At 55.7% G+C, this 25064-nt stretch carries 22 protein-coding genes, 1 tRNA gene and 1 pseudogene; 13 read left to right on the top strand and 11 right to left on the bottom strand.

All coding sequences use genetic code 11. The features are described from left to right. Positions 1 to 2: 2 nt before the first annotated feature. From VFU50_16365 to VFU50_16350, 4 genes are all read left to right on the top strand, one after another. A tRNA-Ala gene (locus VFU50_16365) sits at positions 3 to 78 on the top strand. Between the two features lie 486 nt (positions 79 to 564). After that, entirely contained in the window at positions 565 to 1272 is a 708-nt protein-coding gene (locus VFU50_16360; GenBank protein ID HEU5234435.1) for a hypothetical protein, read from the top strand. Positions 1273 to 1466: 194 nt separating this feature from the next. Then, positions 1467 to 2183 (top strand): sigma-70 family RNA polymerase sigma factor, encoded by a 717-nt coding sequence (locus VFU50_16355; protein HEU5234434.1) that lies wholly within the window; start codon positions 1467 to 1469, stop codon positions 2181 to 2183. After that, complete coding sequence (locus VFU50_16350) at positions 2183 to 2830, top strand: zf-HC2 domain-containing protein (GenBank protein ID HEU5234433.1); 648 nt, start codon at positions 2183 to 2185, stop codon at positions 2828 to 2830. Before VFU50_16355 ends, VFU50_16350 begins: the two co-directional genes overlap by 1 nt. A 77-nt stretch (positions 2831 to 2907) precedes the next feature. On the opposite strand, the gene VFU50_16345 is transcribed toward VFU50_16350, so the two are convergent. Both VFU50_16345 and otsB read right to left on the bottom strand, forming a co-directional pair. After that, complete coding sequence (locus VFU50_16345; protein HEU5234432.1) at positions 2908 to 4392, bottom strand: trehalose-6-phosphate synthase; 1485 nt, start codon at positions 4390 to 4392, stop codon at positions 2908 to 2910. Next, on the bottom strand, positions 4389 to 5108 hold the full coding sequence (gene otsB / locus VFU50_16340) for a trehalose-phosphatase (GenBank protein HEU5234431.1): 720 nt from the start codon (positions 5106 to 5108) through the stop codon (positions 4389 to 4391). The genes VFU50_16345 and otsB overlap by 4 nt, the downstream gene beginning before the upstream one ends. 843 nt (positions 5109 to 5951) lie before the next feature. Between otsB and VFU50_16335 the strand changes: the two genes are divergently transcribed. The 5 genes from VFU50_16335 (at position 5952) to VFU50_16315 (ending at position 11662) form a co-directional block, all read left to right on the top strand. Next, positions 5952 to 6974: a PhoH family protein gene (locus VFU50_16335; protein HEU5234430.1), complete on the top strand. Its 1023-nt coding sequence runs from the start codon at positions 5952 to 5954 to the stop codon at positions 6972 to 6974. Between the two features lie 226 nt (positions 6975 to 7200). Next, positions 7201 to 7710, top strand: coding sequence for an rRNA maturation RNase YbeY (ybeY, locus tag VFU50_16330; protein HEU5234429.1), 510 nt, complete (start codon positions 7201 to 7203; stop codon positions 7708 to 7710). After that, positions 7707 to 8996, top strand: coding sequence for a hemolysin family protein (locus VFU50_16325; protein ID HEU5234428.1), 1290 nt, complete (start codon positions 7707 to 7709; stop codon positions 8994 to 8996). The genes ybeY and VFU50_16325 overlap by 4 nt, the downstream gene beginning before the upstream one ends. Positions 8997 to 9044: 48 nt before the next feature. After that, on the top strand, positions 9045 to 9452 hold the full coding sequence (locus VFU50_16320) for a DUF488 domain-containing protein (protein ID HEU5234427.1): 408 nt from the start codon (positions 9045 to 9047) through the stop codon (positions 9450 to 9452). 80 nt (positions 9453 to 9532) lie between these two features. After that, positions 9533 to 11662 carry a prolyl oligopeptidase family serine peptidase gene (locus tag VFU50_16315; protein ID HEU5234426.1) on the top strand — a complete coding sequence of 710 codons (2130 nt, stop codon included), beginning with the start codon at positions 9533 to 9535 and terminating at the stop codon, positions 11660 to 11662. A 38-nt stretch (positions 11663 to 11700) separates the two neighbouring features. Here the strand turns inward: VFU50_16315 and VFU50_16310 are convergent. Beyond that, positions 11701 to 12089, bottom strand: a pseudogene (locus VFU50_16310) (four helix bundle protein). 150 nt (positions 12090 to 12239) lie between these two features. Between VFU50_16310 and VFU50_16305 the strand changes: the two are divergent. Together VFU50_16305 and VFU50_16300 are read left to right on the top strand one after the other, a co-directional pair. Beyond that, a complete protein-coding gene (locus tag VFU50_16305; protein ID HEU5234425.1) occupies positions 12240 to 13010 on the top strand; it encodes a thiazole synthase in 771 nt (256 codons plus the stop codon). A 21-nt stretch (positions 13011 to 13031) separates the two neighbouring features. Next, positions 13032 to 13352: a DUF962 domain-containing protein gene (locus tag VFU50_16300; protein HEU5234424.1), complete on the top strand. Its 321-nt coding sequence runs from the start codon at positions 13032 to 13034 to the stop codon at positions 13350 to 13352. A 122-nt stretch (positions 13353 to 13474) separates the two neighbouring features. Here VFU50_16300 and VFU50_16295 read toward each other — a convergent pair whose 3' ends face one another. Then, positions 13475 to 14635 (bottom strand): AAA family ATPase, encoded by a 1161-nt coding sequence (locus VFU50_16295; protein HEU5234423.1) that lies wholly within the window; start codon positions 14633 to 14635, stop codon positions 13475 to 13477. Positions 14636 to 14911: 276 nt separating this feature from the next. Here VFU50_16295 and VFU50_16290 point away from each other — a divergent pair, with 276 nt between their 5' ends. Further along, positions 14912 to 16411, top strand: coding sequence for a putative glycoside hydrolase (locus tag VFU50_16290; protein HEU5234422.1), 1500 nt, complete (start codon positions 14912 to 14914; stop codon positions 16409 to 16411). A gap of 138 nt (positions 16412 to 16549) precedes the next feature. On the opposite strand, the gene VFU50_16285 is transcribed toward VFU50_16290, so the two are convergent. The 4 genes from VFU50_16285 to VFU50_16270 form a co-directional block, all read right to left on the bottom strand. After that, positions 16550 to 18235: a glycosyltransferase gene (locus VFU50_16285; GenBank protein ID HEU5234421.1), complete on the bottom strand. Its 1686-nt coding sequence runs from the start codon at positions 18233 to 18235 to the stop codon at positions 16550 to 16552. A gap of 17 nt (positions 18236 to 18252) precedes the next feature. After that, entirely contained in the window at positions 18253 to 18552 is a 300-nt protein-coding gene (locus VFU50_16280) for a DUF3467 domain-containing protein (GenBank protein ID HEU5234420.1), read from the bottom strand. Positions 18553 to 19056: 504 nt separating this feature from the next. After that, complete coding sequence (locus VFU50_16275; protein ID HEU5234419.1) at positions 19057 to 19236, bottom strand: hypothetical protein; 180 nt, start codon at positions 19234 to 19236, stop codon at positions 19057 to 19059. 42 nt (positions 19237 to 19278) lie between these two features. Then, positions 19279 to 19503: a hypothetical protein gene (locus tag VFU50_16270; protein ID HEU5234418.1), complete on the bottom strand. Its 225-nt coding sequence runs from the start codon at positions 19501 to 19503 to the stop codon at positions 19279 to 19281. Positions 19504 to 19761: 258 nt separating this feature from the next. On the opposite strand from VFU50_16270, the gene VFU50_16265 reads away from it, so the two are divergent. Continuing rightward, positions 19762 to 21696: a sigma 54-interacting transcriptional regulator gene (locus tag VFU50_16265; protein HEU5234417.1), complete on the top strand. Its 1935-nt coding sequence runs from the start codon at positions 19762 to 19764 to the stop codon at positions 21694 to 21696. A gap of 136 nt (positions 21697 to 21832) precedes the next feature. Here the strand turns inward: VFU50_16265 and VFU50_16260 are convergent, their stop codons facing one another. The 3 genes from VFU50_16260 to galE are packed head-to-tail and all read right to left on the bottom strand — an operon-like array spanning position 21833 to position 25027. Further along, entirely contained in the window at positions 21833 to 22876 is a 1044-nt protein-coding gene (locus VFU50_16260) for a UDP-glucose--hexose-1-phosphate uridylyltransferase (protein HEU5234416.1), read from the bottom strand. Continuing rightward, positions 22873 to 24021, bottom strand: a complete 1149-nt coding sequence (locus VFU50_16255) for a galactokinase (protein HEU5234415.1) — start codon at positions 24019 to 24021, stop codon at positions 22873 to 22875. Before VFU50_16255 ends, VFU50_16260 begins: the two co-directional genes overlap by 4 nt. A 4-nt stretch (positions 24022 to 24025) precedes the next feature. Continuing rightward, a complete protein-coding gene (galE, locus tag VFU50_16250; GenBank protein ID HEU5234414.1) occupies positions 24026 to 25027 on the bottom strand; it encodes a UDP-glucose 4-epimerase GalE in 1002 nt (333 codons plus the stop codon). Between the last annotated feature and the right edge of the window lie 37 nt (positions 25028 to 25064).

The following is a 25064-nucleotide window of genomic DNA, read 5'->3' as shown; positions in this document are numbered from 1 at the left end:
GTGGGCCTGTGGCGCAGCTGGGAGCGCGCTTCCATGGCATGGAAGAGGTCGTCGGTTCGATCCCGACCAGGTCCACCAAACTCATCTTCACCACTGATTCTTTTCTCATGACCGGCATTCGAATCGATAAATGGCTTTGGGCGGCGCGTTTCTTCAAGAGCCGCGCATTGGCGGTGAAGGCGTGCGAGCTGGGCCGCGTGGAATCGCATCGACAACCGGTGAAGCCCGCGCGTGAGGTGCATGTCGGCGATCTGTTTCACGTCAAGACTGAAGGCGGGGAGTTCGAGATTAAGGTGCTCGCATTGAGCGATGTTCGCGGTCCCGCTTCTGTGGCGCAGACGCTCTATGCCGAAACCGATGCCAGTCGTGAAGCGCGGTTGAAGGCTGCAGAAGAACGTCGAATGCTGAAGAGCTTCACTCCTGCTCCGGTCGGAAGGCCTTCCAAACGCGATCGCCGCAGAATCATTCAGTTCCGTAGCGGAATGTGAATCAGCAACCTTCCCATGTCTCGGTTTGAACCTGCGGGTGGTGAGCAAAAGTGGCTCGGGAGTATGCTAAAGGCTGATGAAGCTTCTCGTCCGCCTGCTCCTGATCGCAGTCGTCGCTCCTCTATCCCAGGCTCAAACTCCGTTATCTCCTGCTCCGGCAAAGACTGCTCCGGCCGCGCAGAACTTTCCCGATCCGGGATCTTTGTTGAGTCGAATCCAGCAAGAGACGCTTGGCTTGAATGCCGATCTTGGCAAGTTGCGGATAGACAAATGGAAGACCGATTCCTCTACTAAATCGCAGGCGACAGATAATGTGGAGTCGATTCAGCGGAATATCACCAATGCGATGCCGGGCCTCATCTCTGCCGTGCGGTCTGCTCCGCAAAGCCTGGTCGCCAATTTCAAGCTCTACCGCAATATCAATGCTCTTTATGATGTGCTTGCGAATCTGGCCGAGTCCGCAGGAGCTTTTGGCAAGCGCGAAGAGTATGAGGTAATTGCGCCCCACGTTGCGGCTATCGATGACGACCGCCGCACGTATGGCGATCTGCTGGCGGAGATGACTGCCTCAGCCGATTCCCGTATCGCAGCCTATCAACAGGCTGCGGCACAGGCTGCTGCGCAGCCTCCGAAGAAGATCATTATTGACGACACCGAGCCCGCACCGGCGCCGAAGAAGAAATCGCGGAAGAAGTCAGCAACCAGCTCTTCCAAACCGAGCTCCAAAACGAAACCAGCTTCCTCAAATGCCGCCGCTTCGACCTCGGCTTCGCAGCCAAAATGATCGAAAACGAAACGAAAGTAAGGTTGCAACCGGCGTTCTAATCTTGTTCTCTTAAGAACAGAGTTCTGGCGGGTTAGCCGCTCGGAATGTCCACTGGTCACCTGCAACCTGGCAGACCGGGAACCTTCCAGAGCACGTTGGGGTCTATCTCATAAGGCTGTCGAATCGCCATTTACGAGGAGACCTGCTAACTTATGCCTAACGCCGTGCGAATGGCGGGAGTTACTACGTTGGCAAACCTGGCAAGCGCGATATCAGCCCGAGCCGAAGAAGCCTCGATCGTGGCCGAACTCAAGGCAGGCTCGGAAAATGCCTATGAATGGCTGATCGCGCACTATCATCAGCCAGTTTATGGGCTGGTATATCGCATCCTGAACGATTCTGCCGACGCTGCCGATACCACCCAGGAGGTCTTCCTCAAGGTCTTCCGCGGAATCAAGCGCTTTAATGGCCAAGCCAGCCTGAAAACATGGATCTACCGGATCGCGCTGCATGAGGCGTCGAATCAGCGCCGCTGGTGGTTCCGTCATAAGCGGCGCGAGACTTCGATGGAAGGTACTCCGAGCGAAGATGAAAGCCAGAGTTTCGGGCTGAAAGAAACGCTGGTTGATGAGCACGAATCGCCTTTCGATCTCGCGGCGCACGAAGAGATTCGCAGCAAAGTCGAAGAGGAGTTGGCTCAGGTCCCCGAGCCGTTCCGGACCACTTTGGTACTGCGTGATATTGAGGGACTTTCGTACGAGGAGATCGCGGAAATTCTGCAAGTCTCGCTGGGAACCGTAAAATCGCGGCTGATGCGCGGACGCTTCGCGCTGAAGAAGCGCCTCGAAGCTTATGCGCGGCAAGTCGGGCGCGAGATGGGACTCAAAGTTTCGCCGGAGTTGGCGTCGTTGGAGGTGGGAAACAAGTGATGGACTGCAAACAAGCCAAGTCGATGTTTTCTACATATCTTGACGGGGCCGTGAGCGGTCATGAGATGCGTGCGATTTCGCTGCACATGGAGAAGTGCGGCGATTGCCACGCAAACTATCTCTCACTGCAGCGTACGCAGGCGCTGCTTTCCTCACTTGGAACCCGCAAAGCACCGAGCGATCTTCCTCTGCGCTTGAAAGTTGCCATCCAACAAGAGCGCTCGCGCAGCATGGCGCGCACCTGGCAGAACATCGGCCTTCGGATCGAGCATGCGATTAACAGCTTCATGTTGCCTGCGACCGCTGGACTCGTAACGGCAGTCATCATGTTCGGCGTGCTCATCGGCTTCTTCGCTCTTCCGGAAGTGGCAAACGATATTCCTACATCGCTCTATACGCCGCCTCGATTGGCAGCAGGCCCTTATGAAATTCAGGGAATTGAAGGCCCGGTGCTCATCGAAGCCAACGTCGATTCCACCGGACGTGTTCTTGACTATCGCATCCTTTCCGGACATGACTCGGACACACTGCGCGTGAAGATCGACAACGCGCTGATCTTCACCACGTTCGAACCAGCCCGAGCTTTCGGAGCGCCGGCCAGCGGCCATGTAGTGCTGGCGTTTTCCACCGTGAACGTGCGCGGATAATCTGATTAACAGAAGCGAACAGGCGAGCCCAAAGGCTCGCCTGTTCCATTTTGAATGACGCAACGCTTTGGCCGTCACTACCCTGCAGCCGTTGTCATTCGGCCCATGATGCGGCTCTTTTCCGGCCCGATCAGGGGATGATGAGTCGCGAAGCCTAAAGCAGCCCGAAAATTCGCATACCAGTCGTAGACGTTGCATATGCGGATCCTCGAACGCATTTTCACCATTCGCATTGCACGCTCGGCCACGGGCAATGCGAATGCCTGTCGCAACGCTGCGGCCATTCCTTCAACGTCGTAGGGATTCACGAGCAACGCTCCGTCTCCGAGTTCTGAAGCGGAGCCGGCGAATTCGCTCAAGATCAGCACTCCCCCGTTATCGTTTCTGGCCGCGCAATATTCTTTGGCGACCAGGTTCATTCCATCTTTCACCGGAGTCACCATCGCGACCTCCGCCGCGCAGTAGCAGGCGAGCAGTTCGGTCCGCGTGAGATGGCGGTACATGTACGTCACCGGAGTCCAATCACGTGTGCCGAACTCGTCGTTGATGGCGGTGACCAACGTCTCTAGCTCCTCCTTGAGCCGTTTGTACTGGGGAATCGATTCCCGACTCGGGATTGTGATCTGCCAGAAGGAGACTTTGCCGTGGAATTCGGGGGAGGTGCGCAGCAGATGCTGATAGGCCTGCAGACGATAGCCCACGCCTTTGGTGTAATCGAGACGATCCAATCCCAGAACCAGTCTGTTACCTGCAGCCTGGGCTCTGAGTGTCTCCGCAAGGCGGGCAACAGCGGGATCAGCAGCATCATGGGACAGCGATTCGAAGTCGATGCTGATCGGCAAACTGGTCGCGACCGTCTCTCTATCCGCATACGTTAGCAAGTGGTAGTCCCGGAGTGCTTCAACGTGAGCCTCGTCTTTCAGGCATGACATTACGCACTCAACGAAGTTCGTCGAATCCCCCGCGGTTTGAAAGAGAACGAGATCGAACTGCAGCAGTGCGCGCAATATCTGCGCCCGCCACGGCAGCTTCTGGAAGATGTTCAGTGCCGGAAAGGGAATGTGGTGGAAGTAGGCCATGCGTGGTCTGGCGATCGAGACCTCGCGAAAAGCTTCGGCCAGCAGCATGAGGTGATAGTCGTGCACCCAGACGACGTCATCGTCTGAGGCGATGGAGTCGGCGGCCAGGGCGAACTTCTCGTTCACTTCCCGATAACAATGCCAGTACTGCGGTTGGAAATTGCATCTCGACTGCAGGTCGTGAAAGAGTGGCCAGAGAATCTCGTTGGCAAATCCGTTGTAGAAGTTTTGCGTTTCCTGGTCGGTCAAATACACAGGAATGAGACATTGCTGGTTGGCTAGTTCTGCCAGTACATCCTCAATAGCCGCATCAAAAGATGTTCCGGTCGCGCCAACCCAGGCGGCTCCGGACTCTTTGACGATGGGTCCCAAGGCGGCAATGAGGCCCCCGGCACTTGGCTTCAATTCCACTCCGTCTGCTGCAATCTCAAAAGTCATCGGCAAGCGGTTGGAAACGATGATCAGGCGCGAATCCTTGCTCATCTCATTCCTCCGCAGCATTCGTTCCATTGCTGGAGGAATGCGAATAGCTCCGTCGGTGTTCGAAAGCGCGCTTGAGCGCTCGTCTCCCGGTCAATTGGGAGCATCAGGATGGAGAGTCCCTTCAGTTCGTTGATCGCACGAAAGGCATCTTCGTCGGTGATGTCGTCGCCGATATAAACCGCTGGAGACGCAGTCCGCTCCCCCAGAGCTTTCCGGACCGCGTCTCCCTTGTTGGCACTGGACACCCTCAGCTCTAGCCCTTCGGCAAAGTCCAGCACAACAAGCCCCGACTCTTCGGCCAGGGAATTCATAATCTTGGTAGCTTCGAGCTTGATGTTTTTCTTCTTTGGCGCCGGCAGACCGCGCCAGTGGACGGCGACACTTCCTGGCTTAAGTTCCAGGTATTCCGAAAGACCCGCGGCGGAAAGCAACATGTCGGCCTCTGCCAGCACCTGCAGATCGGAGTCGGAAAACGGCAGCATTTCGCGGGTGCCGACGGCATTGATTCGTTCGAGCCCGTGCAGGCCCCATATCTCCGGAATGCGGCGCGTGCCCAGCAGCAAGGCCACCGAGCCTGCCGAGCGTCCGCTGACGATAATTACCCGCGTCCTCCCTCCTTTCATGATCCCGTCGAGGAGGCTGGGAACTTGCGGATAGGGACGTGCGGATTCGCGATCTGGGGTAAACGGCGCCAAGGTGCCGTCATAGTCGAGCATCAAAGTGCCACGCCCGCAGGCGCGAAGCTTCGCAAAGAACGCCTGGAACCTTTCAGAGCGGAAGCAATCGCCCTGAGGGCGAGCAACAGCTGTGTCGGCCATAGTCAGATTCCTTTTTCAGAGAATGGGACAACGCGAGGCGAGATCACGCCTCAGCAAACATGGCTAGAGAAGAATCAGCAGAGAAGAACGCAACTTGCAGAGGCGCTGGGAGGTGTTGGAGCGAGCGCGGAGGTCTGAATCGGTTCCAGACGGTGCAGTTGCAGATCTAGGGCTGGGGGGAGTATGCAAAGCTTGAGGCAGCCGAGAAGGAAGGCAAAAATAGCAACGAACTGCAGTGACCGAAGCGTTCCGGGCTCCAGGTCGACTGCCGGAGAGATGAGCACCCAGCACACTACCAGCACAACCAGCAGAATCAGAGCGGGCTTGAGGAGTCGCTTAAACATTGGTTGTGCCCAACTGATTGTCCCACATCGACCTGGCGGAATCCAGCTTTGGATTGCCTTAGCCGAGAATAACTTCCAAGTTGATGATTCTTCGACCGAAGGCACTCGGAAGCACAACTGGCAGTGCCCTTTCGGCACCTGCAGGCATCTAAAGTCTAGAGCAGAATGGCAGCAGAATTGAGCCTCGGAGACGGCAACGGGAATTGACATTCTATTTATTGACTTCGCCGCTAACCACGGTTACTCTACGCGCGATGGATGTGCTCCACGCTCGTGGACGACATTCCGAAGCTATCCCACTCGACTCATCAGCCCAAAACTGTGATCGCGACACCGCAGAACGCGTGGCGTTTTCCATCTGCTCGCATTTAGCCCGGAGGATGAACCCCGACCATCGATGAACAAGCAGCTTGAGATCACTCCAAATCTGGAGGCCCTGTTCGGTACCAGGGATGAGAACCTTCACCTGCTGGAAGGTGGATTGAATGTCTCAATCGACCTTCGCTCCGACCATCTGAATATTGAAGGCGCAGCCCGCGACGTGTCTCGCGCCGAGCAAGTCTTCGGCGATTACGAATACCTTCGAAAGTCGGGGTACACGTTCCACAACGGCGATCTGGGCTCGATGCTGAAGATCGTTATCTCGGATCCGTCCGCGACGTTGCGCGGGCTTGCCGAAACGGGACGGCAACGGTCGTTCGGCAAGCGAGTGGTGCAGCCAAAGAGTTTGAATCAGCGGCGATATCTCGAAGCCATCGAGAAGAACGACATGGTGTTCGGGATCGGGCCTGCCGGAACCGGCAAGACCTATCTTGCCGTCGCCATGGCTGTTTCTGCTTTGGTAAATAAGCAGGTGAATCGGATCATCCTCGCGCGTCCGGCCGTTGAAGCGGGCGAGCGCCTCGGATTCCTGCCCGGCACCCTGCAGGAGAAGGTTGATCCTTACTTGCGCCCGTTGTACGACGCTTTGTACGACCTGCTCGATCAGGAGAAGGTCGATCGTTATCTGGAGCGCAATGTCATCGAAATCGCGCCGATCGCCTTCATGCGCGGCCGCACGCTGAACGACAGCTTCATCATTCTCGACGAAGCCCAGAACACCACCTCTGAGCAGATGAAGATGTTTGTGACGCGTCTTGGATTTAACGCCAAGGCAGTGATCACCGGCGATATCACGCAGATCGATTTGCCGAACGCACGCCGCAGTGGATTGATTGAGGCCACCGACGTACTCAAGGGCGTGAACGGCATCTCGTTTAACTACTTCGACGAAAGCGATGTAGTGAGGCACGTGCTCGTACAGCGCATAATCCGCGCCTACGACGATCACAAGCAGCGGCTGGAGCAGCAGTTGTCGCTGCTGCCCGCACCTCCGGCTGAGCCGCTGGTGGCGGAAGCGCCTCCTATTTTGGAGCAATGAAAGCAGGGGACAGGAAAGCGGGGACAGGTTACAGGGAGCGCGTTGCTCTTTCGATAAGATGCGACGTACCCATGGCGTAAGCCGTGGGCGAGCAAGAACGTGTGAGGGTTAAACCCGGCCGGCACTGTTAAGAATGGCAACACAACACAGAAAAGAGAATGGCCGGACGAGGCATCTAAGTTCCTGTTCCCTGTAACCTGTTCCCTGTAACCTGTCCCCGTGCCCTATGCCGGACCCCGACCATCGCGCGAACAATTCCCAAATAGAGACTTTCCTGCGTGCAGCTCAACGAGCGGTCGGTATTCGGGGCGAAGTGAACGTTCTGATCACTTCAGATGACAAGATGCGCCGTCTGAACCGAGACTTTCGCGGCAAGGACAAAGCTACGGATGTCCTCTCATTTCCGGCGGCCCAGAACGGGAGGGTTGCCGGCGACATCGCCATCTCTCGCGGCATCGCACGCGAAAACGCGAAAGCCTTAGGCCATTCGCTCACCACCGAAGTTAAAATTCTTCTGCTGCACGGATTGCTGCACTTGGCAGGACACGATCACGAATCGGATAACGGCGAGATGGCTGCTCTAGAGCAACAACTCCGGGCAAAACTGAAACTGCCGGCAGGACTGATCGAAAGAGTGACAATTAACCACAGAGGACACAGAGACCACGGAGGAAAAGCCAAACGAAGCCTTGGTTCCTCTGCGCCCTCGGTGTCCTCTGTGGTTAAAAAGCAATGATTCTCGCTATCGTCATCGCGCTCGCTGTTCTTTCCGCCTTGCTGACGCTGGTGTCGTATGTCGAGCGCGTCTACGCGGAGAAAGGCAAGATCCTTTCGCGTGAATTCGAAGAGAACATCGCCAGCTATGAGCATCGTGTCGAATCCAAAATGGGAGTCGGCACATCGCGTGTTGCGCTCTCCATGCAGTTGTTGGCTCAGCTCTGCACCGCGGCTATAGCACTGCTCATCGGGTATGCCACTTTTCTGGACGGGCGATGGAGCTGGGCGGAGATAGCACAGGCCGCTATCGCAATCGTACTGATCATTGTGGTCTTCAATCGGTTGCTGCCCTACGTACTATTTATTCGCACTCGTGGAGATTGGCTCGCCCGTCTGATTCCTATTCTGAAAATTCTGATCTGGGTGGCTCTGCCGATCACGATCGTGCTTGGATTCAGCATGTCGGTCGCGGCGCTGGCGGACACGCAGGAACCCCAAGACCCGGAGCATCCGTCGGAGGCAGTGGATGCGCTGCTCGAGGCCGGCACCGAAGAGGGCATTCTCGAAGAAAGCGATCGCGAATTGATTCAGTCCGTCGTCGAGTTCGGCGACAAGATCGTGCGTGAGGTGATGACTGCGCGACCGGATATGCTCGCGGTTCCGGCCAGCACAACCGTGGAGCAGCTCACAGATTTGTTAAAGCGGCGCCCGCACTCGCGCGTGCCGGTGTACGATCCCGATCTCGACCACATGCAGGGCATCGTCTTCGCACAAGATATCCTGCAAATTACAGATGCTGACGCGCGCACCGAGACCGTCGCCAAGCTGATGCGGCCCGTGCAGTTCGTCCCCGAAATGAAAAAGGTCAGCCAGCTGTTGCGCGAGATGCAGCGCGAGAAGGTGCAGATGGCGATTGCCATCGATGAATACGGCGGCGTGGCGGGCCTGGTCACCCTGGAGGACATGCTGGAAGAGATCGTCGGAGACATTGCCGGCGAGCACGAAAAACGCGCTGACGTGATTCGTGAAAACCAGAATTCATATCGGCTTTCCGGAGCTACGGACCTGGACAAACTCGAGGAACTGTTTCAATTCCGCATTGACGACGTTGAAGCAACTACCGTCGGAGGACTGGTCAGTGAAATTGCCGGGCGCATTCCTCAGCCGGGCGAGAGCTTCGAGCATCAGCATCTTAGATTTGAAGTGCTGGCTTCCACGGATCGTCGCATTGAAACCGTGCGGGTGACCAAAATGGAATTGCCGACAGAAACACAACCGCGAATGGCAATCGGAGATCGCCAGTAGAAGCGGTCTCGATCGCATTTCAGACTCTTCTAGCTGGATGGAGTACCTATGACAGAAATTCTTCTTAAACGAGCATATGAACCGGCAGCCAAATCAGACGGTAAGCGTATTCTCGTCGAGCGCCTCTGGCCCCGCGGAGTAAAAAAAGAAGCGCTGCACCTCGATGCATGGATGAAAGATGTCGCGCCGAGCACTCCATTGCGCAAGTGGTTCAACCACGATCCTGAAAAATGGAGTGAATTCCGCAAGCGCTATTTCGCCGAACTGAGCGCGAATGCAGAAAGCTGGCATGCCCTAATTGAAAACGCGCCGAGTCGGCTGACGCTCGTTTACAGCTCGCATGATCAGGAACACAACAATGCTGTCGCTTTGCGCGAATTTCTCGAAAACAAGCTGAGAACCGCCAAAAGCCACGGCCGCCCGCACAAATCAACACCACTGCGCAAGGCGGGGTGACCTCAGGCTAAATCGTATTTTCCCCGGAACTAATTGCCCCCTAAAGCACGAATACGCCGCCTCGTGTTACAACTTTTCGCATGAAAATCCTGGTCTTCCTTGCGTTGACTCTGATTGCGTCCATGGCCCTGATTGCGGCTGACATTCCCTCCAAGAAAGAAGTTCGAGGCGCTCACGGCATCCTTCTTCCGCCACCTCCTGCAACAGAGGTGAAGCCGGTTACAGACGAAGTCTCCGGCCACACGCTTACCGACAACTATCGTTGGCTCGAAGATCAGAACAGTCCGGACACGCGCGCCTGGATCGATCAGCAAATGCACTATACCGAGCAATACCTGTCGCAAGTAAAGATTCGTCCGGAGATCGTGAAGCGGCTCACGGAGCTTCATCACGTGGAAACCATAGGAGTTCCGGTCGAGCGCAGTGACACGTACTTCTACAACAAACGTCTGCCGGACGAGAACCAGGCATCAATCTACTTCCGCAAAGGGCTGCACGGAAGCGACGAGCGGCTCATCGACGCAACGAAGCTGAGCGCAGATCAGAACACTTCCGTTCACATCAACGATGTATCTGATGACGCTCAGCTTCTCGTCTACGGCATTCGCGAGGGCGGCGCCGACGAACAGACGGTCCATTTGATGGATGTTCCAAATCGGAAAGAGCTGTCGGACGTGCTTCCGAGGGCACGCTACGGCAGCGTGAGTCTCGCGCCGGATAAGCAGGGCATTTATTACTCAAAATTCGAGCCAACGGGGACGCTCGTCTATTACCACCGCATCGGACAGCCTGTGGATTCCGATCAGCTTGTCTTCGGCAAGGAGTTCAATGGCGAAAAATTCGGCCAAATGGAACTGATCAGCGCTCAGGTGACGCAGAACGGACGCTATCTCGTCATTGGCGTGTCACACGGGGTTCCCGCCAAACGGGAAGACATCTATGTCAAAGATGTGCGGACCGCCGATGCTCCAATTCGGGAAGTGATTCACGGCATCGACAGCCGCTTTACTCCGATAAATTACCAGGACGATCTGTATGTTTTGACCGACTATCAGGCTGACAACTACCGGGTAATAAAAGTCAGCATCGCAGATCCTGCCACCGACAAGTGGCAAACGGTCGTTCCCGAAAGCAAAGACGTAATCTCAGGAATTTCGATCATCGGCGGCAAGCTTTTCGCCACTGGCCTGCATGATGTAGTTACCCAAACTCGCATCTTTACTCTCGATGGCAAGCAGGTCGGAACGATCTCTTACCCCGCTTTGGGCTCAGCGTCCGAAGTTCATGGGCGAGAGGATTCCAACCACGGCTTCTATACCTTCGAGTCCTTCAACATCCCACCTGCGGTTTATCACTACGACGTTGCCAGCGGAAAAACTGAAGTATTCGCAAAACCGAAAGTTCCATTCAACTCCGATCAATATGAAGTGAAGCAGGTCTTCTACAACTCCAAAGACGGAACACGCGTACCAATGTTCATCGCATCGAAAAAAGGCCTGAAGCGGGACGGCAAGGCGCCCACGTTAATGTTCGCCTATGGCGGCTTCCTGATTCCCATGACTGCGCATTGGGATCCCGAGTTCGCGTGGTGGATGGAACAGGGCGGCTTCTACGCGCAACCAAACCTGCGCGGCGGAGGCGAGTACGGAGAAGCATGGCACAAGGCGGGAATGTTTGAAAAGAAACAGAACGTCTTCGACGATTTCTATGCTGCGGCTGAGTATCTGATCAGCAATAAATACACGACATCGAAGCATCTCGCGATTCGCGGACGTTCCAACGGCGGCCTCCTGATGGGCGCCGCGCTCACTCAGCGTCCCGACCTGTTCGGCGCCGTATGGGTAGGCTACCCACTGCTCGACATGATTCGCTTCCAGAAGTTCCTGGTGGGCCGCTGGTGGACGTCGGAATACGGCTCGGCTGAAAATCCTGAGCAGTACGATTATCTGATCAAGTATTCGCCCTACCAGAACGTCAAACCCGGAACGAAATACCCGGCAATCATGCTGAACACGGGAGACTCAGATACACGCGTAGCTCCCCTACACGCTCGTAAGATGACCGCCGAACTTCAGGCCGACGACGCCAGCGATCGCCCCGTGCTGCTGCATTATGAAACGAAGGCCGGGCATAGCGCGGGCGTCTCAATCCAACAGCTTGTGAACGACACAGCGGACGAGCTGGCGTTTCTGTGGAATGAGACAAGCTAGAAAAGAGCTGTCAGCACTCAGCACTCAGCATTCAGACGCTAATTTGCTCGATTGGCCAATCCACTTTTGCTTTGATCGCGCTCAACTTTGCTCAGAAGAGCCGTGAGCATTCTTTTCACTTCAATCCCCTTTTCGTGCAAGGGTGCGTGTTCTCCGTCGGCTAAGTAGCCAAGATCGCGAGAGAGCAGCAGATGATATTCAAGCTCGGAGGCTGAGCCCATGGCCATCTGAAGGAAGCGGTGAAAATCGGCATTACTACCCCTTCCGCATCCCTCTGAAATGTTTGCAGCATCGAGGTCGAACAGCGGCGCATTTGACTTGTGAGGCCAAATCGCTCGTCCAATGGAAAATTCTTGGTGAGCCGGTAAATCTCCAATGTCAGCCGGTGGGCTTTTTGCCAAACGTCCAGACGTCGAAAGTCTTGCATTGAATCTCCACAATCAGGATTTAGCCGCGAAATTCTACTTTAAGAGCCCCTGCATTTGTCGGTAATTTAAGTCCTGACCTCTGACTCTCATTCGCTGATTGCTGAGTGCTGATTGCTGAGTGCTGCCTTCGAAAGCTTTACAATCTCCTCATGGACGAACTGGTCATTGCCGGACGCGCCTTCAATTCGCGCCTCATCGTCGGAACGGGAAAATACAAGAATGGCGAGCAGACGCGTCGCGCGATCGACGCGTCTGGCGCGGAGATCGTCACTGTTGCTGTGCGACGAGTGAATCTTGACCGCACTAAAGAGTCTTTACTCGACTTCATCGATCCTCAGCGTTACTTTCTCTTGCCGAATACCGCAGGTTGTTACACCGCCGATGAAGCCATCCGAACGGCGATGCTTGGTCGCGAAGTGGGCTTATCAGAGTGGGTGAAGGTTGAAGTGATCGGCGATCAGAAAACTCTGTTTCCCGATGTGCAGGCGACCATCGAAGCCACGCGCACTCTGGTGAAAGAAGGATTCACGGTTCTTCCTTACACCTCCGATGATGTAGTGGTCGCAAAAAGACTGCTTGACGCCGGGGCCAGCGCAATCATGCCCTTGGGAGCACCGATCGGTAGTGGTCTCGGCATTCAGAATTCCGCGACCATTCGCATTTTGCGCGAGATGATCATCGACATTCCTCTCATCGTTGATGCCGGCGTCGGCACAGCATCGGACGCGACCGTTGCCATGGAGCTTGGAGCTGACGCCGTCTTGATGAATACCGCAATCGCGAATGCCGAAGATCCGGTGCTTATGGCTGAAGCTATGCAGCACGCGGTGATCGCTGGTCGCAGCGCTTATTTAGCTGGACGCATGCCGAAGAAGCTGTATGCTACTGCGAGTTCACCTCTCGAAGGCGTAGTTCGCTAAGCGATCCAATACCAGGACTCGATGAAAGATTCTCAGTTCTCCACCTACGACGAGTTCTTCGCGTTTTATCTCGAGCAGCACTCGAAAGCCGGCAACCGTGTCATGCATGCTTGCGGCACTATCCTTGGACTCGCCGTTTTTGTGATCGCTTTAGCGACTGGGCACTACGTTTGGGCTCTTCTTTGGATTCCCATTGCGTATGGCTTTGCGTGGACAGGTCACTTCCTGATTGAAGGGAATAAGCCTGCGACGTTTGGGCATCCCTGGTGGTCGTTCATCAGCGACTTCCGCATGCTGGGGCTAATGCTGAGTGGCCGACTCACGCGGAAAGGCAAAACATGACATTGATTGCCGGGATGCCACGGGATGCAATAAGAATCGTTTGCGAAAGCTCGACAGAAGAGCCTGCTGTAGAAGCAAAGGGAAGCCGCCAGGCTTCCCTTTGCGTCTAATGGTTGACGCTCTTACTTATCGAGCAGACTCGATGGTCCGAAGTCGCGCTTTGCTGCAGCGGTTCTTGCTCCCCGAGCTGAAGCGCTTGCTGCTGTTCCAATCTCCTGTCCATACTTTTCGAGCAGAACGGGAACCAATGCACCTTCGGCTTCTTTCACGAATGAGAGTCTTCCGTCCTGCATGTCGATGCGGACGAAGTCTCCGAGCTTAAGCTGCCCAGTCGCAACCAGGTTCGCTAATGGGAACACGACATTCTTCTCGATTGCGCGCTTCAGGTGGCGAGCGCCGTATTTATTATCGGTGCCTTCCTGCAGCAGGAACTTCTTTACCCGAGACGTGCAGCTAAATACAAACTGCGCGTTGCCGGTGGCCTGCAGGATTCTCTGCTGAACCATGCCCAGTTCGATTTCGAGGATCTGCTCCAGGTGCTCAGGCTTGAGCGTCTTGAAGACAACCGTCTTGTCGATGCGGTTCATGAACTCGGGCGAGAACTTCCGTCGCGCAGCTTCGGTCGCGGTGCGGGTGATTTTGTCGTCGAGCCTGGCATCGACTTGGCTTGGCTTCTGTCCGAATCCGAGCCCGCCGGTGATCAGCTCACTCATCTCGCCTGCACCCAGGTTCGACGTCATGACGATCACGCATTGTGAGAGATCGACACGGCGGTTATCACCGAGCGTAAGTGTCGCCTTATCAAGGATTCCCAGCAGCAACTGCCAAAGTGAGTCGCTCGCCTTCTCAATCTCGTCGAACAGCAACAGCGAGAGCCGGAGCTTTTCCGTATGCCATTGATTCAGCGCCTCTTGAGTCAACAACGGATGGGTTTCGCGATGTCCAAGGTATCCTGGAGGCGAGCCGATAAGCTTGGCAATCTCGTGGCTGTGTTGAAACTCGGCGCAGTCGATCTTGATGCAGGCTCGTGCGTCTCCGAAGAGCGTCTCAGCGACAGCTTCGACTACGCGCGTTTTGCCCGTGCCTGTAGGCCCAAGAAAGAGAAGGTTGCCTACCGGACGTCCTGGAGGATTCAGCCCCGCCAAAAACATCTGGTAGATTTCGGTCATTTTCTGGATGGCATCGTCTTGACCAACGATCCTGCGGCGGAGATTTCTTTCAAATTCTTCAGCTTCCGACCCCCGTCGGGTGGGGTCGAGCGCGGTATTTAGACCGGTTTTCATTTATGAGTCCCTCATGAGCCCTGGGACACGTCGCCCAATTATTGGAGCGACTGTTCTTTTGGTCAGATACATAAAATGCCAAGTTGAGTTGCGTCAAAGTTTTGCACAGGCTGTGGCCGATCGCCTGATGTCACTCGCCACCAAATTCACCCGTTGCAGCTCGGCCACACACAGATACAACCCTTTAGTAACTTTGAAGTTTCCGAATCAGAAGCAGGTACTCTGGAATCAATGCTATAGTCCGGCCTGAGTCCAGAGACTCACCCAAAAAAATCAATGAACTCCGCTTCCCCCTCACGCCTCCTGCGGTTTATCCCGCTTCTAGCCTTTATTTGCGCGATCAACTTTGGCTGCAGCACCACCAGCGCCGCGACGCCGCAAGCCTCGGCTCAGGCGACTCCGGCTTCGGAACAGAAGACGGCAAGCACACAAGCTCTGCCGCCAAACACAATTTCTTATACGCCCGAGAAAGCGGAGCCGGTCAGCGCGATTGCGCACCACTTTCTATCGCAGTCGTCGCTAATGCTCGCGGCCGAACTCGAAGACCAGATTCGTGAGACGAATCACCTCGCTCCGAAACAGCTCTATGTAAAGAAGGGCCAGACGCTCCTGATTCCGACCATCGAACCACAGCCCGTGGTTGAGCACTCGGTTCCAATGGCAAAGGATGAGGAAGTTCGCGCGATTTATTTGACTGGCGCAATGGCGGCAAGCGCGAAGGGAATCGCAATCGTTAAGCATTGGCATGATGTCGGCGGGAACGCGGTTGTATTCGATATTAAGGACAGCGATGGCACGCTGAATGTCGCCTTCGAGCATCCACTGGCGCCGCACAATCGGCGCGCCATTCCGAATTTGCCCAAGTACGTCCGTTTTTTGCACTCGATGAACATGCATGCAATTGCTCGCATCGCGCTCTTCCGCGACGAGCACATCGCGCGCGATCACTCTGAACTGGCCGTTCGCTCACGTTCCACAGGTCAGCCCTGGCGCGAAAACGGCAAGCTGGTTTGGACCGACAGCTCGAATCCTAAAGTTCAGGAATACGACATCGAATTGGCGAAGTGGGTGGCGAAGTCCGGCGCTGATGAAATTCAGTTCGACTACGTTCGTTTTCCCGCAGAGGGAAACCAGGCGGACGCGAAGTTCTACTTTCAGACCGCGCATCCTGACTGGAAGCGCGCAGACGTAATCGCCGACTTCCTCGATCGCGCCTATCAGCAGCTTCACCCTGAGGGTGTGCTGGTTTCGCTCGATGTGTTTGGAATCATGGCCTGGCAGCGCAACGTCGATCTGAACCACACCGGACAGGACATCACGCGCATGGCGAAGTACTGCGATGTGATCTCGCCCATGATCTATCCGTCACACTTCTTCGGCATGGACGGTTACAAAGCCCCAGGTGACGCGCCCGAGCACTTCATCGGCGAGTCAATGGACCGCTTTGCTGTGATCACAGCCCCGACAGGCACGGTACTGCGTCCGTGGCTGCAGGCATTCGCATGGCGCACCAAGACGTATTCGCCGGATTACATCATGCGCCAGGTAAGCACGTCGCGTGATCGCGGCGGCATCGGATTCCTGTTTTGGAACGCCCGCAACGATTACTCCAAGCCGTATATCGCGATGCCGCTGATGAGAGAGCACGCTGACAAATACTTCGGCAAGCGTCCGGCTCCGGCTGTTGCCGAGGCGGCTTTGAAAGCACAATCGAAGCAGGCTAAGGCGACCCTTAAACTGGCAAAGGCGACGCAAGCTCCGGTCACTGGAAAATAACCGCGACGTTGGTGTCATTCCGAACCACCGTTTTATGGTGGTGAGGAATCCCTATAAATCTCCACGCTTTCCGGGGCTCCACCAGGGCGAACGGAGCTTCTGGAGGCTCGAAGCGTAAAGATAGGTAATAGGGATTCCTCACCGCAACAGCAGCGGTTCGGAATGACAAAAAGATAAGCCTCTGTCGCAAACAGCCGCATTCTCCACCCGATCAAAGCTAACAATTGCAGCCCACTGCTGACCTCTTCTGCGCTCCCACACGATCCGGCCGCCGAGCATCTCCGCTGCGACCTCCGGCGGGATGTCTCGATGAAATCCGAAGTATTTGCGGCTGATTCGCTCCCACCAAGGCCAGCGATCGAGCAACGAAGCACTCGGCTCCTGCTTGGTGGAAAACAGCAGAGCGGCATCGTACTGGCCTCCAGCCATTCGCGCTGATTCGATCTGTTGCATGGAGAAGTCTTCAATTTTTACAACCTGCATCGGTTGGTGCACGTACCCCAAGAATGGCTTCGTCAGCTCGTCGGTGGCGGTCCATGCCGTCAGCACTCGAGCATGCGGATCATGCTGCTGCAGATAATCCGCGGCTTGTTTGTGCAAGATGACATAATTGCGATAACTGAGATTGTCCTCCGGTGGAATGTAGCCGAACGGATTGGAGAATAGACCGAGTACAAATCCCGCAATCACAAGAGCAACACCCAATTTCCATTCTGGAATTCGTCGCCGCAGAGTGGAGACTCCAATCAATAGAACAAGCGGATACGTTGGCAACAGATACCGGGCTAAAACAGCTCCTCCCACGAAGGAGAACAGAACCAGATTTGCGCAAAGGACTGCAGCAATCCGGTACTGCGCGCCAAGCCCAATGCGCCGCCGCTCCGTTCCATCGCTTTCCATGAGGGCTGGATATCGCATGGCCCAGATGGTCGCCAGCGTCAGCAGCCACATATTCATGTATCCGAGCATCTGCCATAGCCGAAGCAAGAGGGAGATCGCGATGCGCAGGGGCGTGAGCGTACCACTCACGTTGTACGCGAAAAATTCTGGATTCCCGAAGAAGAACCCCGTGCGGACGCGGTGGTACGCGAACCAGAGCGCCAGCGGGACAATGCTGATGGCGAGCAGCGCTGGCCTCATATACCAACCGCGTTCTCGCGGTTTGTCCGGATGAAATGCAGCCACAGCATCGTAGGCGGCCAGCGCTAACGGACTCACGATTGCGGTTTCCTTGCACAGCGCACCCAAAGTAAAAAACACTGATGCAGCCACAAGTGAGCCAAGCAGAGGTTTGCTGACGCCGCTTGCCGTCGCGTTTGCTCCCGCCGACACAGACGCTTCCCGAGGCAAGCTGCGGAAGTAAAAGAGGAATCCCCAGAGCACCAACGCTGCCGCAGGCAAATCGGAATGCGCGAGTGAACTCTGCGCAAACCAAACTGGATAAATCGAAGTACACAGCAGCACGGCAAACGCGACGGCATTGCTGCTCAAAAGTCTCGCTAAGCTGTACACCGCCAGCAGCGCAAAAGCTGCCACGAGCAGCATAGCTGTGCGTGTGACTGCGGGTTTGAATGCCGAAAGCTTCCACCAGAGCGCGAGATATATCGCCGGCAGCGGTGGATGAGCGTTGCTCGGCACGGAGTGCGGAATCAAATGTCCAGAGGTGAAGAACTCATACGCTGCGGGAATGTAGTATCCGGCTTCATCCCAAAAGTACGGAAGGCGCAGCAGCGGCGCATGGAGCAGAAAAATCGCGCAGAAAATCAACGCGAACCACTGCAGATTGCCGATCTGTGGATTGGGCGCTCGCGCAAGCTTTCGCATCTGTGGCGCGATCGCGGCTAATTCACCGGCCCTTGCTGCGCAAATTGCGGATCAAGCTTGATCTCTCCAAAGGCGCTTTCATATTGGGAAACGTTCTGCTGCAGAATCATCAGCAGCGCCTTCGCCTGTTGCGGGCTGAGATAAATTCCCTGAAAGTTTGCGACCTCAACTTCGTTGGGCGTTTGTGCGCGGAGTGTTCCGAAGGCAAGAAAGAAATCCCACACGCTGACCCGCACTTGCACGCTGTTCGAATAGCTCTCGCGATAATCGTTGGTGGCGGTGAGTTTCACATTTGGCGGCTGTGGTACTGGCGGCACGAGGTCCTCGGCTGATGAAGATGAATGACTAGCATACGCGAAAGTTATGTTCCTATAGCATCTTCGGTCTCATCAAAACAGGCCCAAAGGGCCGAAAGAAGCGCAGCCCAGCGGCGTCAGCCCTGGGTAAAGCCCAGCGAAGAAGTTGAAGCCCTGAAGGGCGGCACCATTCGATCGTAACAATGGCAACCGATGCTGGCCCCATTTTCGATTTCCCTCATTCATGGCTCCGAGAAAATTAATGCCGCCCTTTCAGGGCTCAGATTTTCCCTGGCTCCGTCACCCCAGGGCTGACGCCACTGGGCTGCGCTTCTTTCGGCCCTTCGGGCCTCTGCTCGTCGGGTTTGCGTCGATAATAAGTGCTTACATAGCTGGAAGAGATTCGGATGGAAATCAGATGCACAGTTGTGCAAGTAGAGCTGATAAAAAGAATTGAAAAAGATCTCTGGCCAGCCTGGCAACTGGCCAGAGTCGCTCCGAGGTGAGAGAGTTCTTACGGAAACGTCAGTAGGAGTCGTGCATTTCCTCAGAATCCAAAACAGGCTTGCGTTGAATGTTTTTCAAGATGAATGTCGCGAGGTTGAGCAGATGCAGCCGCTCTTCTCGAAATGCGCCCTGCGCATCGATATAGCGCACTCTCACTTCCTGATCGCAATTCGATTCGTATGAGTCCGGGGTCTTCATGTGAGTTCTCCGTTTTCTTGAACAAGTGAAAAGGTGACGAAGTCAGCCGAGCAGAGGTGTAACCCGCCGCAGCGATTGCCACGCGAATTGAGACGTTTCGGAAGCCGGACTACTGGACGGACCAGCTTCCTCATCGCGCGCGCCGTCTTCATCCATGAGCCCAAAAAATTCGCGTTCCTGGCGAGTCATCTCGCGGCCCATCGCCTCTCGGAACTTGAGCTCGAAATCAGGGGTATTCCAAGGCTTGTAATTTTTTTCGGCTGCCATCGTCGTCTCCATGCCAAGCCTTTTTGCACGCATGCTGCCAGAGCAAGTGACCTATCCAATTCACATGGACACCGAAGCAAGTGTTTCGGTTTCAGCAACTTAGACGATTGCACTTAGTCGGGCCGCTGCATTCTGGTCCCAAGTTCGGACTCGCGTTAACCGAACGGTTAACGGTGCATAAACTCATCGGTTAATCCAGGCCGGCCAGATGCAAACGTACCGTCAACTGTGCTAAATCTTCGAAGTACATTCCTGCAGATGCCGACCACGCAGACCCCCAGGCTCGTAGTTCATTCCGGACCACTCGCGCAGACGGTTGTTTCTCTGGAACAAGAGGAGACCACGATTGGCCGCGGAGTCGCAAATCTTGTCTGCATCGCCGATCCCATCCTCTCGCGCCAGCATTGCGTCATTACTCGCGAAGACGATCAGTTCCTGATTCGGGATCTTGGCAGCCTGCACGGCACAGTCGTGAACGGTATCCCGGTGACGCAGCATTATCTTCAACACGGCGATCAGGTCTCACTGGGAAGCTCGGTATTCAGCTTCTTCGTGCACGAAGGGGAAGCTCGCCCTCAACGCAGTCGCGCCGAACTCGAAGAATCTGCCGATGTACAGGGCTCACAAACGTTGCTTCGCGAAGACGACGCGGTTTATCTCAAGGCTGATTCGCACACTACAAACTTTGCGCAGGGCAGCCGCGTAGCCCGCGATCTGAATACGCTGCTCGTCATTTCCAAGAACATCAGCAAACTGCGCGATCACGACTCGCTGGCGTGGGAACTTCTGGGCATGATTTTTGACGTGGTACCCGCTGATCGGGGAGCTCTTCTCTGTTTCGCCGATGACTCCGACCAGATCGCATGGTCTGCCGCATGGGATCGGCGTCGGGGTCCGAGTGTTCCGGTTCGCGTGAGCAAAACCATTGTCGCTCGCGTTTTCCGCGAGCAGAGCGCGTTGCTGATGACGAATGTCTCCGCCAATACGGAGTTGAAAAAGAGCGCCAGCTTCGCAGAGTTACCGGTGCATTCGCTACTGTGCGCTCCACTTGTGATTTCGGGCCGGGTGGCGGGCGTGATCTACCTCGATACGCAAGATGCTCGCGTACGCTTCGACGCAAACCATCTGCAAATGCTTACGGCTATCGCCAGCCTCGCCAGTCTCGCCCTCAACAACATCGGCTATTTGGAAGAGCTGCGGCAGGAGAATCGCGAGCTGCGAACCCAGATCACCATCGAGCACAATATGGTGGGATCGAGTGCCCGCATGCGCGAGGTCTTCGAATTCATTCGTCGAGTCGCGCCCACCGATGCAACCGTTTTGATCCAGGGCGAGAGCGGCACCGGAAAAGAACTGGTCGCGCATGCCGTTCACACCAACAGCAAACGAGCGAATGCCCCATTCGTGCCCATCAACTGCGCTGCTATTGCTGAAAATCTGCTGGAGAGTGAGCTCTTCGGATACGAAAAAGGAGCATTCACCGGCGCGGTTGCGCAGAAGAAAGGAAAGATCGAAGCGGCTGCGGGAGGAACGTTATTTCTCGATGAAATCGGTGAGCTTGCGCTCCCGCTGCAGGCAAAGTTGCTGCGCGTTTTGCAACAGCGCGAATTTGAGCGTGTCGGCGGAACCAAGCCGATCAAGGTTGACCTGCGCCTGGTCGCGGCAACCAATCAGGATCTTGAGCAAGCGGTTGAAGAAGGCAAGTTTCGCAAAGACCTTTTTTATCGCCTAAACGTTGTGGCAATCTCGATGCCTCCGTTGCGCGAGCGTCGCGAAGACATCCTGCCTTTGGCGGAACACTTCATCGGCAAGACCGCCAAGAAGTGCAACACGCGCGCGAAACCTCTCTCGCCTGAAGCAAAGCTGAGCTTGGCGAACTATGACTGGCCCGGCAACGTGCGTGAACTGGAGAACGCAATCGAACGCGCCCTCGTACTCGGAGCCACGGATTCTATTTTGGTAGAGGACCTTCCCGATGCGATCTCCGAGACAGCCACACACGCCGGCGCCCCTGCCACAAAATACGCAGGCGCAATGAAGGACACGAAACGCCAAGTGATTTTGCAGGCGCTACAGGACGCAAACGGCAGCTACATCGAAGCCGCGAAATCGCTTGGGCTGCACCCAAATTCTTTACTGCGATTGATTCGCCGTCTCGATTTGAAACTCGAAGTGAAGCGCATGAGCGGATAGCTCCATCGTGGAGCCGGCCGCCCTCGGCCGGGTGTTCCGTAGCAATTTCATCGAGTGCCGCCGTCACCGCTTCACTCAATCACAGAGATCGCGAAATCTGGCCATCTGGATCCGAAGAGTTGGACCGTGGCCCAGGTCATCCAAGCGGCGCCTCCGAAGCCGCTCTCATCCTCTCGGCTGCCGATTCCGGTGTTATGTCCCGCTGAGGACTCGCGAGCATTTCATACCCCACCATGAACTTCCGCACAGTCGCCGAGCGAAGAAGCGGTGGATAGAAATGCGCATGAAGGTGCCACTCAGGGTGTGGCTGCCCGTCAGTAGGTCTCTGGTGAAACCCCATCGAATAAGGGAATGACACTTCAAAAACATTGTCATAGCGCGACGTAATCCGTCGCAAAACATCGGCCAGTCCACGTCGTCCACTCACGTCCAATTCGTCCAGCCCAGTGCAATGGTGGTTAGCCAGCACCAATACTTCGAAGGGCCACACCGCCCAAAATGGCACCACAACAGTAAAAAAGTCATTCGCGCAAACCACACGCTCACCGTTGTCTCGCTCCAACGCCAGGTATTCACACAACATGCAGCGATCCTTCTGCTTGCGAAACTCCAATTGTGCACTCTGCTCAGCCGCCGGCAAATTCGGAACCGTTTCATTCGCCCATATCTGGCAATGTGGATGCGGATTGCTCGCGCCCATCATCTCGCCGCGGTTCTCGAAGATTTGCACGTGGTTGATCCAATCGATCGAACCTAGTTCCTTGTACTGTTCGCTCCAGACCTGAACCACACGCGTGACATCGTCGGGTTCCATGTTGGAAATAGTAAGGTCGTGGCGCGGAGAAAAGCAGATCACGCGACAGATGCCGCGTTCCGTCTTAGCCCGGATCAGCCCCTCTTTGTCGATTTCGCCTGTGGGGACTTGCGGAACGAGAGCGGCGTAGTCGTTGTCAAAAACAAAGGTGGACTTGTAGTCAGGATTCTTGTGTCCGCCAGCACGAGAATTTCCCGGGCACAAATAGCATTCAGGATCGTACTTCGGCCTGGCTACAGAAGCGCTCCTCTCGACCTGCCCTTGCCATGGACGCTGTGTGCGGTGTGGCGAGACCAACACCCACTCGCGCAGCAATGGATTCCAGCGACGGTGAGGAGACCGCGAGAAATCCCGTTCGAGACTCATTGAACCTGGTTCGCACCATCGGCGGCCGTCGAGATGTAGACCTCTGGCGACAGACCGGTCGCCTTCTTATATTCCTTCGCGACGTTATCTCGAAAGCTCTCAGCGTGCGAGCCTTCAACCAAATTGATCGTGCATCCGCCGAAACCGCCGCCCGTCATGCGAGCGCCAAAGATTTCCGGCTGTCGATTGGCAATCTCGACCATTAAATCCAATTCTCGGCTGCTCACTTCGTAATCATCGCGCAGACTGGCATGTGACTGCGCCATTAGCGTGCCAAACTGTTTCATGTCGTGCTGTTCGAGGGCTTTGGCCGCGCGCTGCACGCGCTCATTTTCGCTGACAACATGACGGCAGCGTCGATAAATCGTTTCCGGTAGCTTCTCACGATATTGCTCGAGTTCGCGGGTAGAGACATCCCGCAGCGCGCGAATCTCGGGAATGAATTCACGCAACATCAATACTCCGGTTTCGCATTCATCGCGTCTCTTGTTGTATTCACCCGAAGCATGCTCGTGCTTGACCATGGTGTTGCAGATCACCATCCGTGAAGCGGACGACAGGGGCAGCAGGCGGAAATCGAGACTGCGGCAATCGAGCATGAGCGCGTGATCGACCGTCCCATTACAGGAAATGAATTGATCCATGATTCCGCAGCGTATTCCCACAAACAGGTTCTCCGCGCGCTGACAAAGAAGAGCCAGCTCGGTTCGGTCCACCGTATATCGATTGGTTCTAAGCAGTGAAAAACCTGCAGCTACCTCGATCGCTGCAGAGGAACTCAGTCCCGAACCCATTGGGACCTCGCTCTGAATCAAGATGTCTGCCCCTGCCAGCTTCTTGCCGGACTGCCTTATCTGCTCGATGATGCCGACCACATAGTCCGACCACGCATGTCGCGGGCGCAGATCACCGTTCAAAACGACGGTTACAGGTTCAGTGAAGGCACGCGAGCGAATGTTGACGGTTGAATCGGATCTTGGCGAGATCGCGAGCCACGTGAAGAAGTTAATTGCCGCCGGCATCACGAAGCCGTCGTTGTAGTCGGTGTGCTCACCGATGAGATTTACGCGACCGGGCGCACGATATACCTCCGGCCGCCGTCCATAGATCTTCTGGAACTCCTGTTGAAAGCTTTCGATCTGCATCGTCTCAGGAGCGGCGTGCGCCGGCTGGTTCGGCGTAAAGTTGTGGATGTGTCTGCATCCATTCCCAGGCGCTGGCTATGATCTCGTCCAAACCCGGGTACTTCGGATTCCATTTCAGTTCCCTGCGGATGCGTTCCGAGCTTGCTACCAGGACTGCAGGGTCTCCCGGTCTGCAACTCTTTTCTACTGCCTTGATGGGCTTCCCTGTCACTCTCTTTGCCGAGTCGATCACCTCGCGAACGCTGAATCCCGCTCCGGCACCCAGGTTGTAGATGAGCTTATCGCGCTGATCCAATGCTTCGAGCGCCAGTACGTGCGCGTCGGCCAAGTCGCTTACATGGATGTAGTCGCGAATGCACGTGCCATCTTTTGTCGGATAGTCAGTCCCAAAAATCGAAACAGAATCGCGCAAGCCGGTTGCGGCCTGCAGCACAATCGGAATCAAGTGCGACTCGGGATCATGGCGCTCGCCGGAACGGCCATTCGATCCGGAGGCATTGAAATAACGAAGACTGGCATATCGGAGTCCATGAATGCGATGAAACCAAGCCAGCATGCGTTCGACCAGCAGTTTCGATTCTCCGTACGCGTTCGTCGGCCTCAGCTCATCGTCTTCCTGAATCGGGATTCGCTTGGGTTCGCCATAGAGCGCCGCTGTCGAAGAAAAGATGAATTTCCCGATTCCCGCGCTGAGCATGGCCTCCAGCAGCGTAAGCGTAGCAGCCGAGTTGTTGCGGAAGTACTTTTCTGGAACCTTCATCGACTCGCCGGCCTCGATCGACGCCGCAAAATGCAGAACGGCCTCCGGGCGGTAGTCGCGGAGAACAGGTTCGATGTGCTCGCGATTTCCAACGTCTCCTCTGATCAGCGTGACCGTCGGAGGAATAGCATCAGCGTTGCCTTTGCTCAGGTTGTCGAAAACTCGCACTTCATGTCCGGCATCGAGCAACGCTTGAACGGTGGTCGCTCCGATGTATCCAGCGCCGCCAGTGACGAGCGTCTTCATGCCCCTAGATTGTACTTGGAATGTTGCGCGGGTTCGC

The organism is Terriglobales bacterium (genome assembly GCA_035764005.1).
Lineage (GTDB): Bacteria > Acidobacteriota > Terriglobia > Terriglobales > Acidobacteriaceae > Gp1-AA112.
Note: the sequence above shows the minus strand (reverse complement) of the source record. Positions and strands in the feature narration are given on the sequence as shown.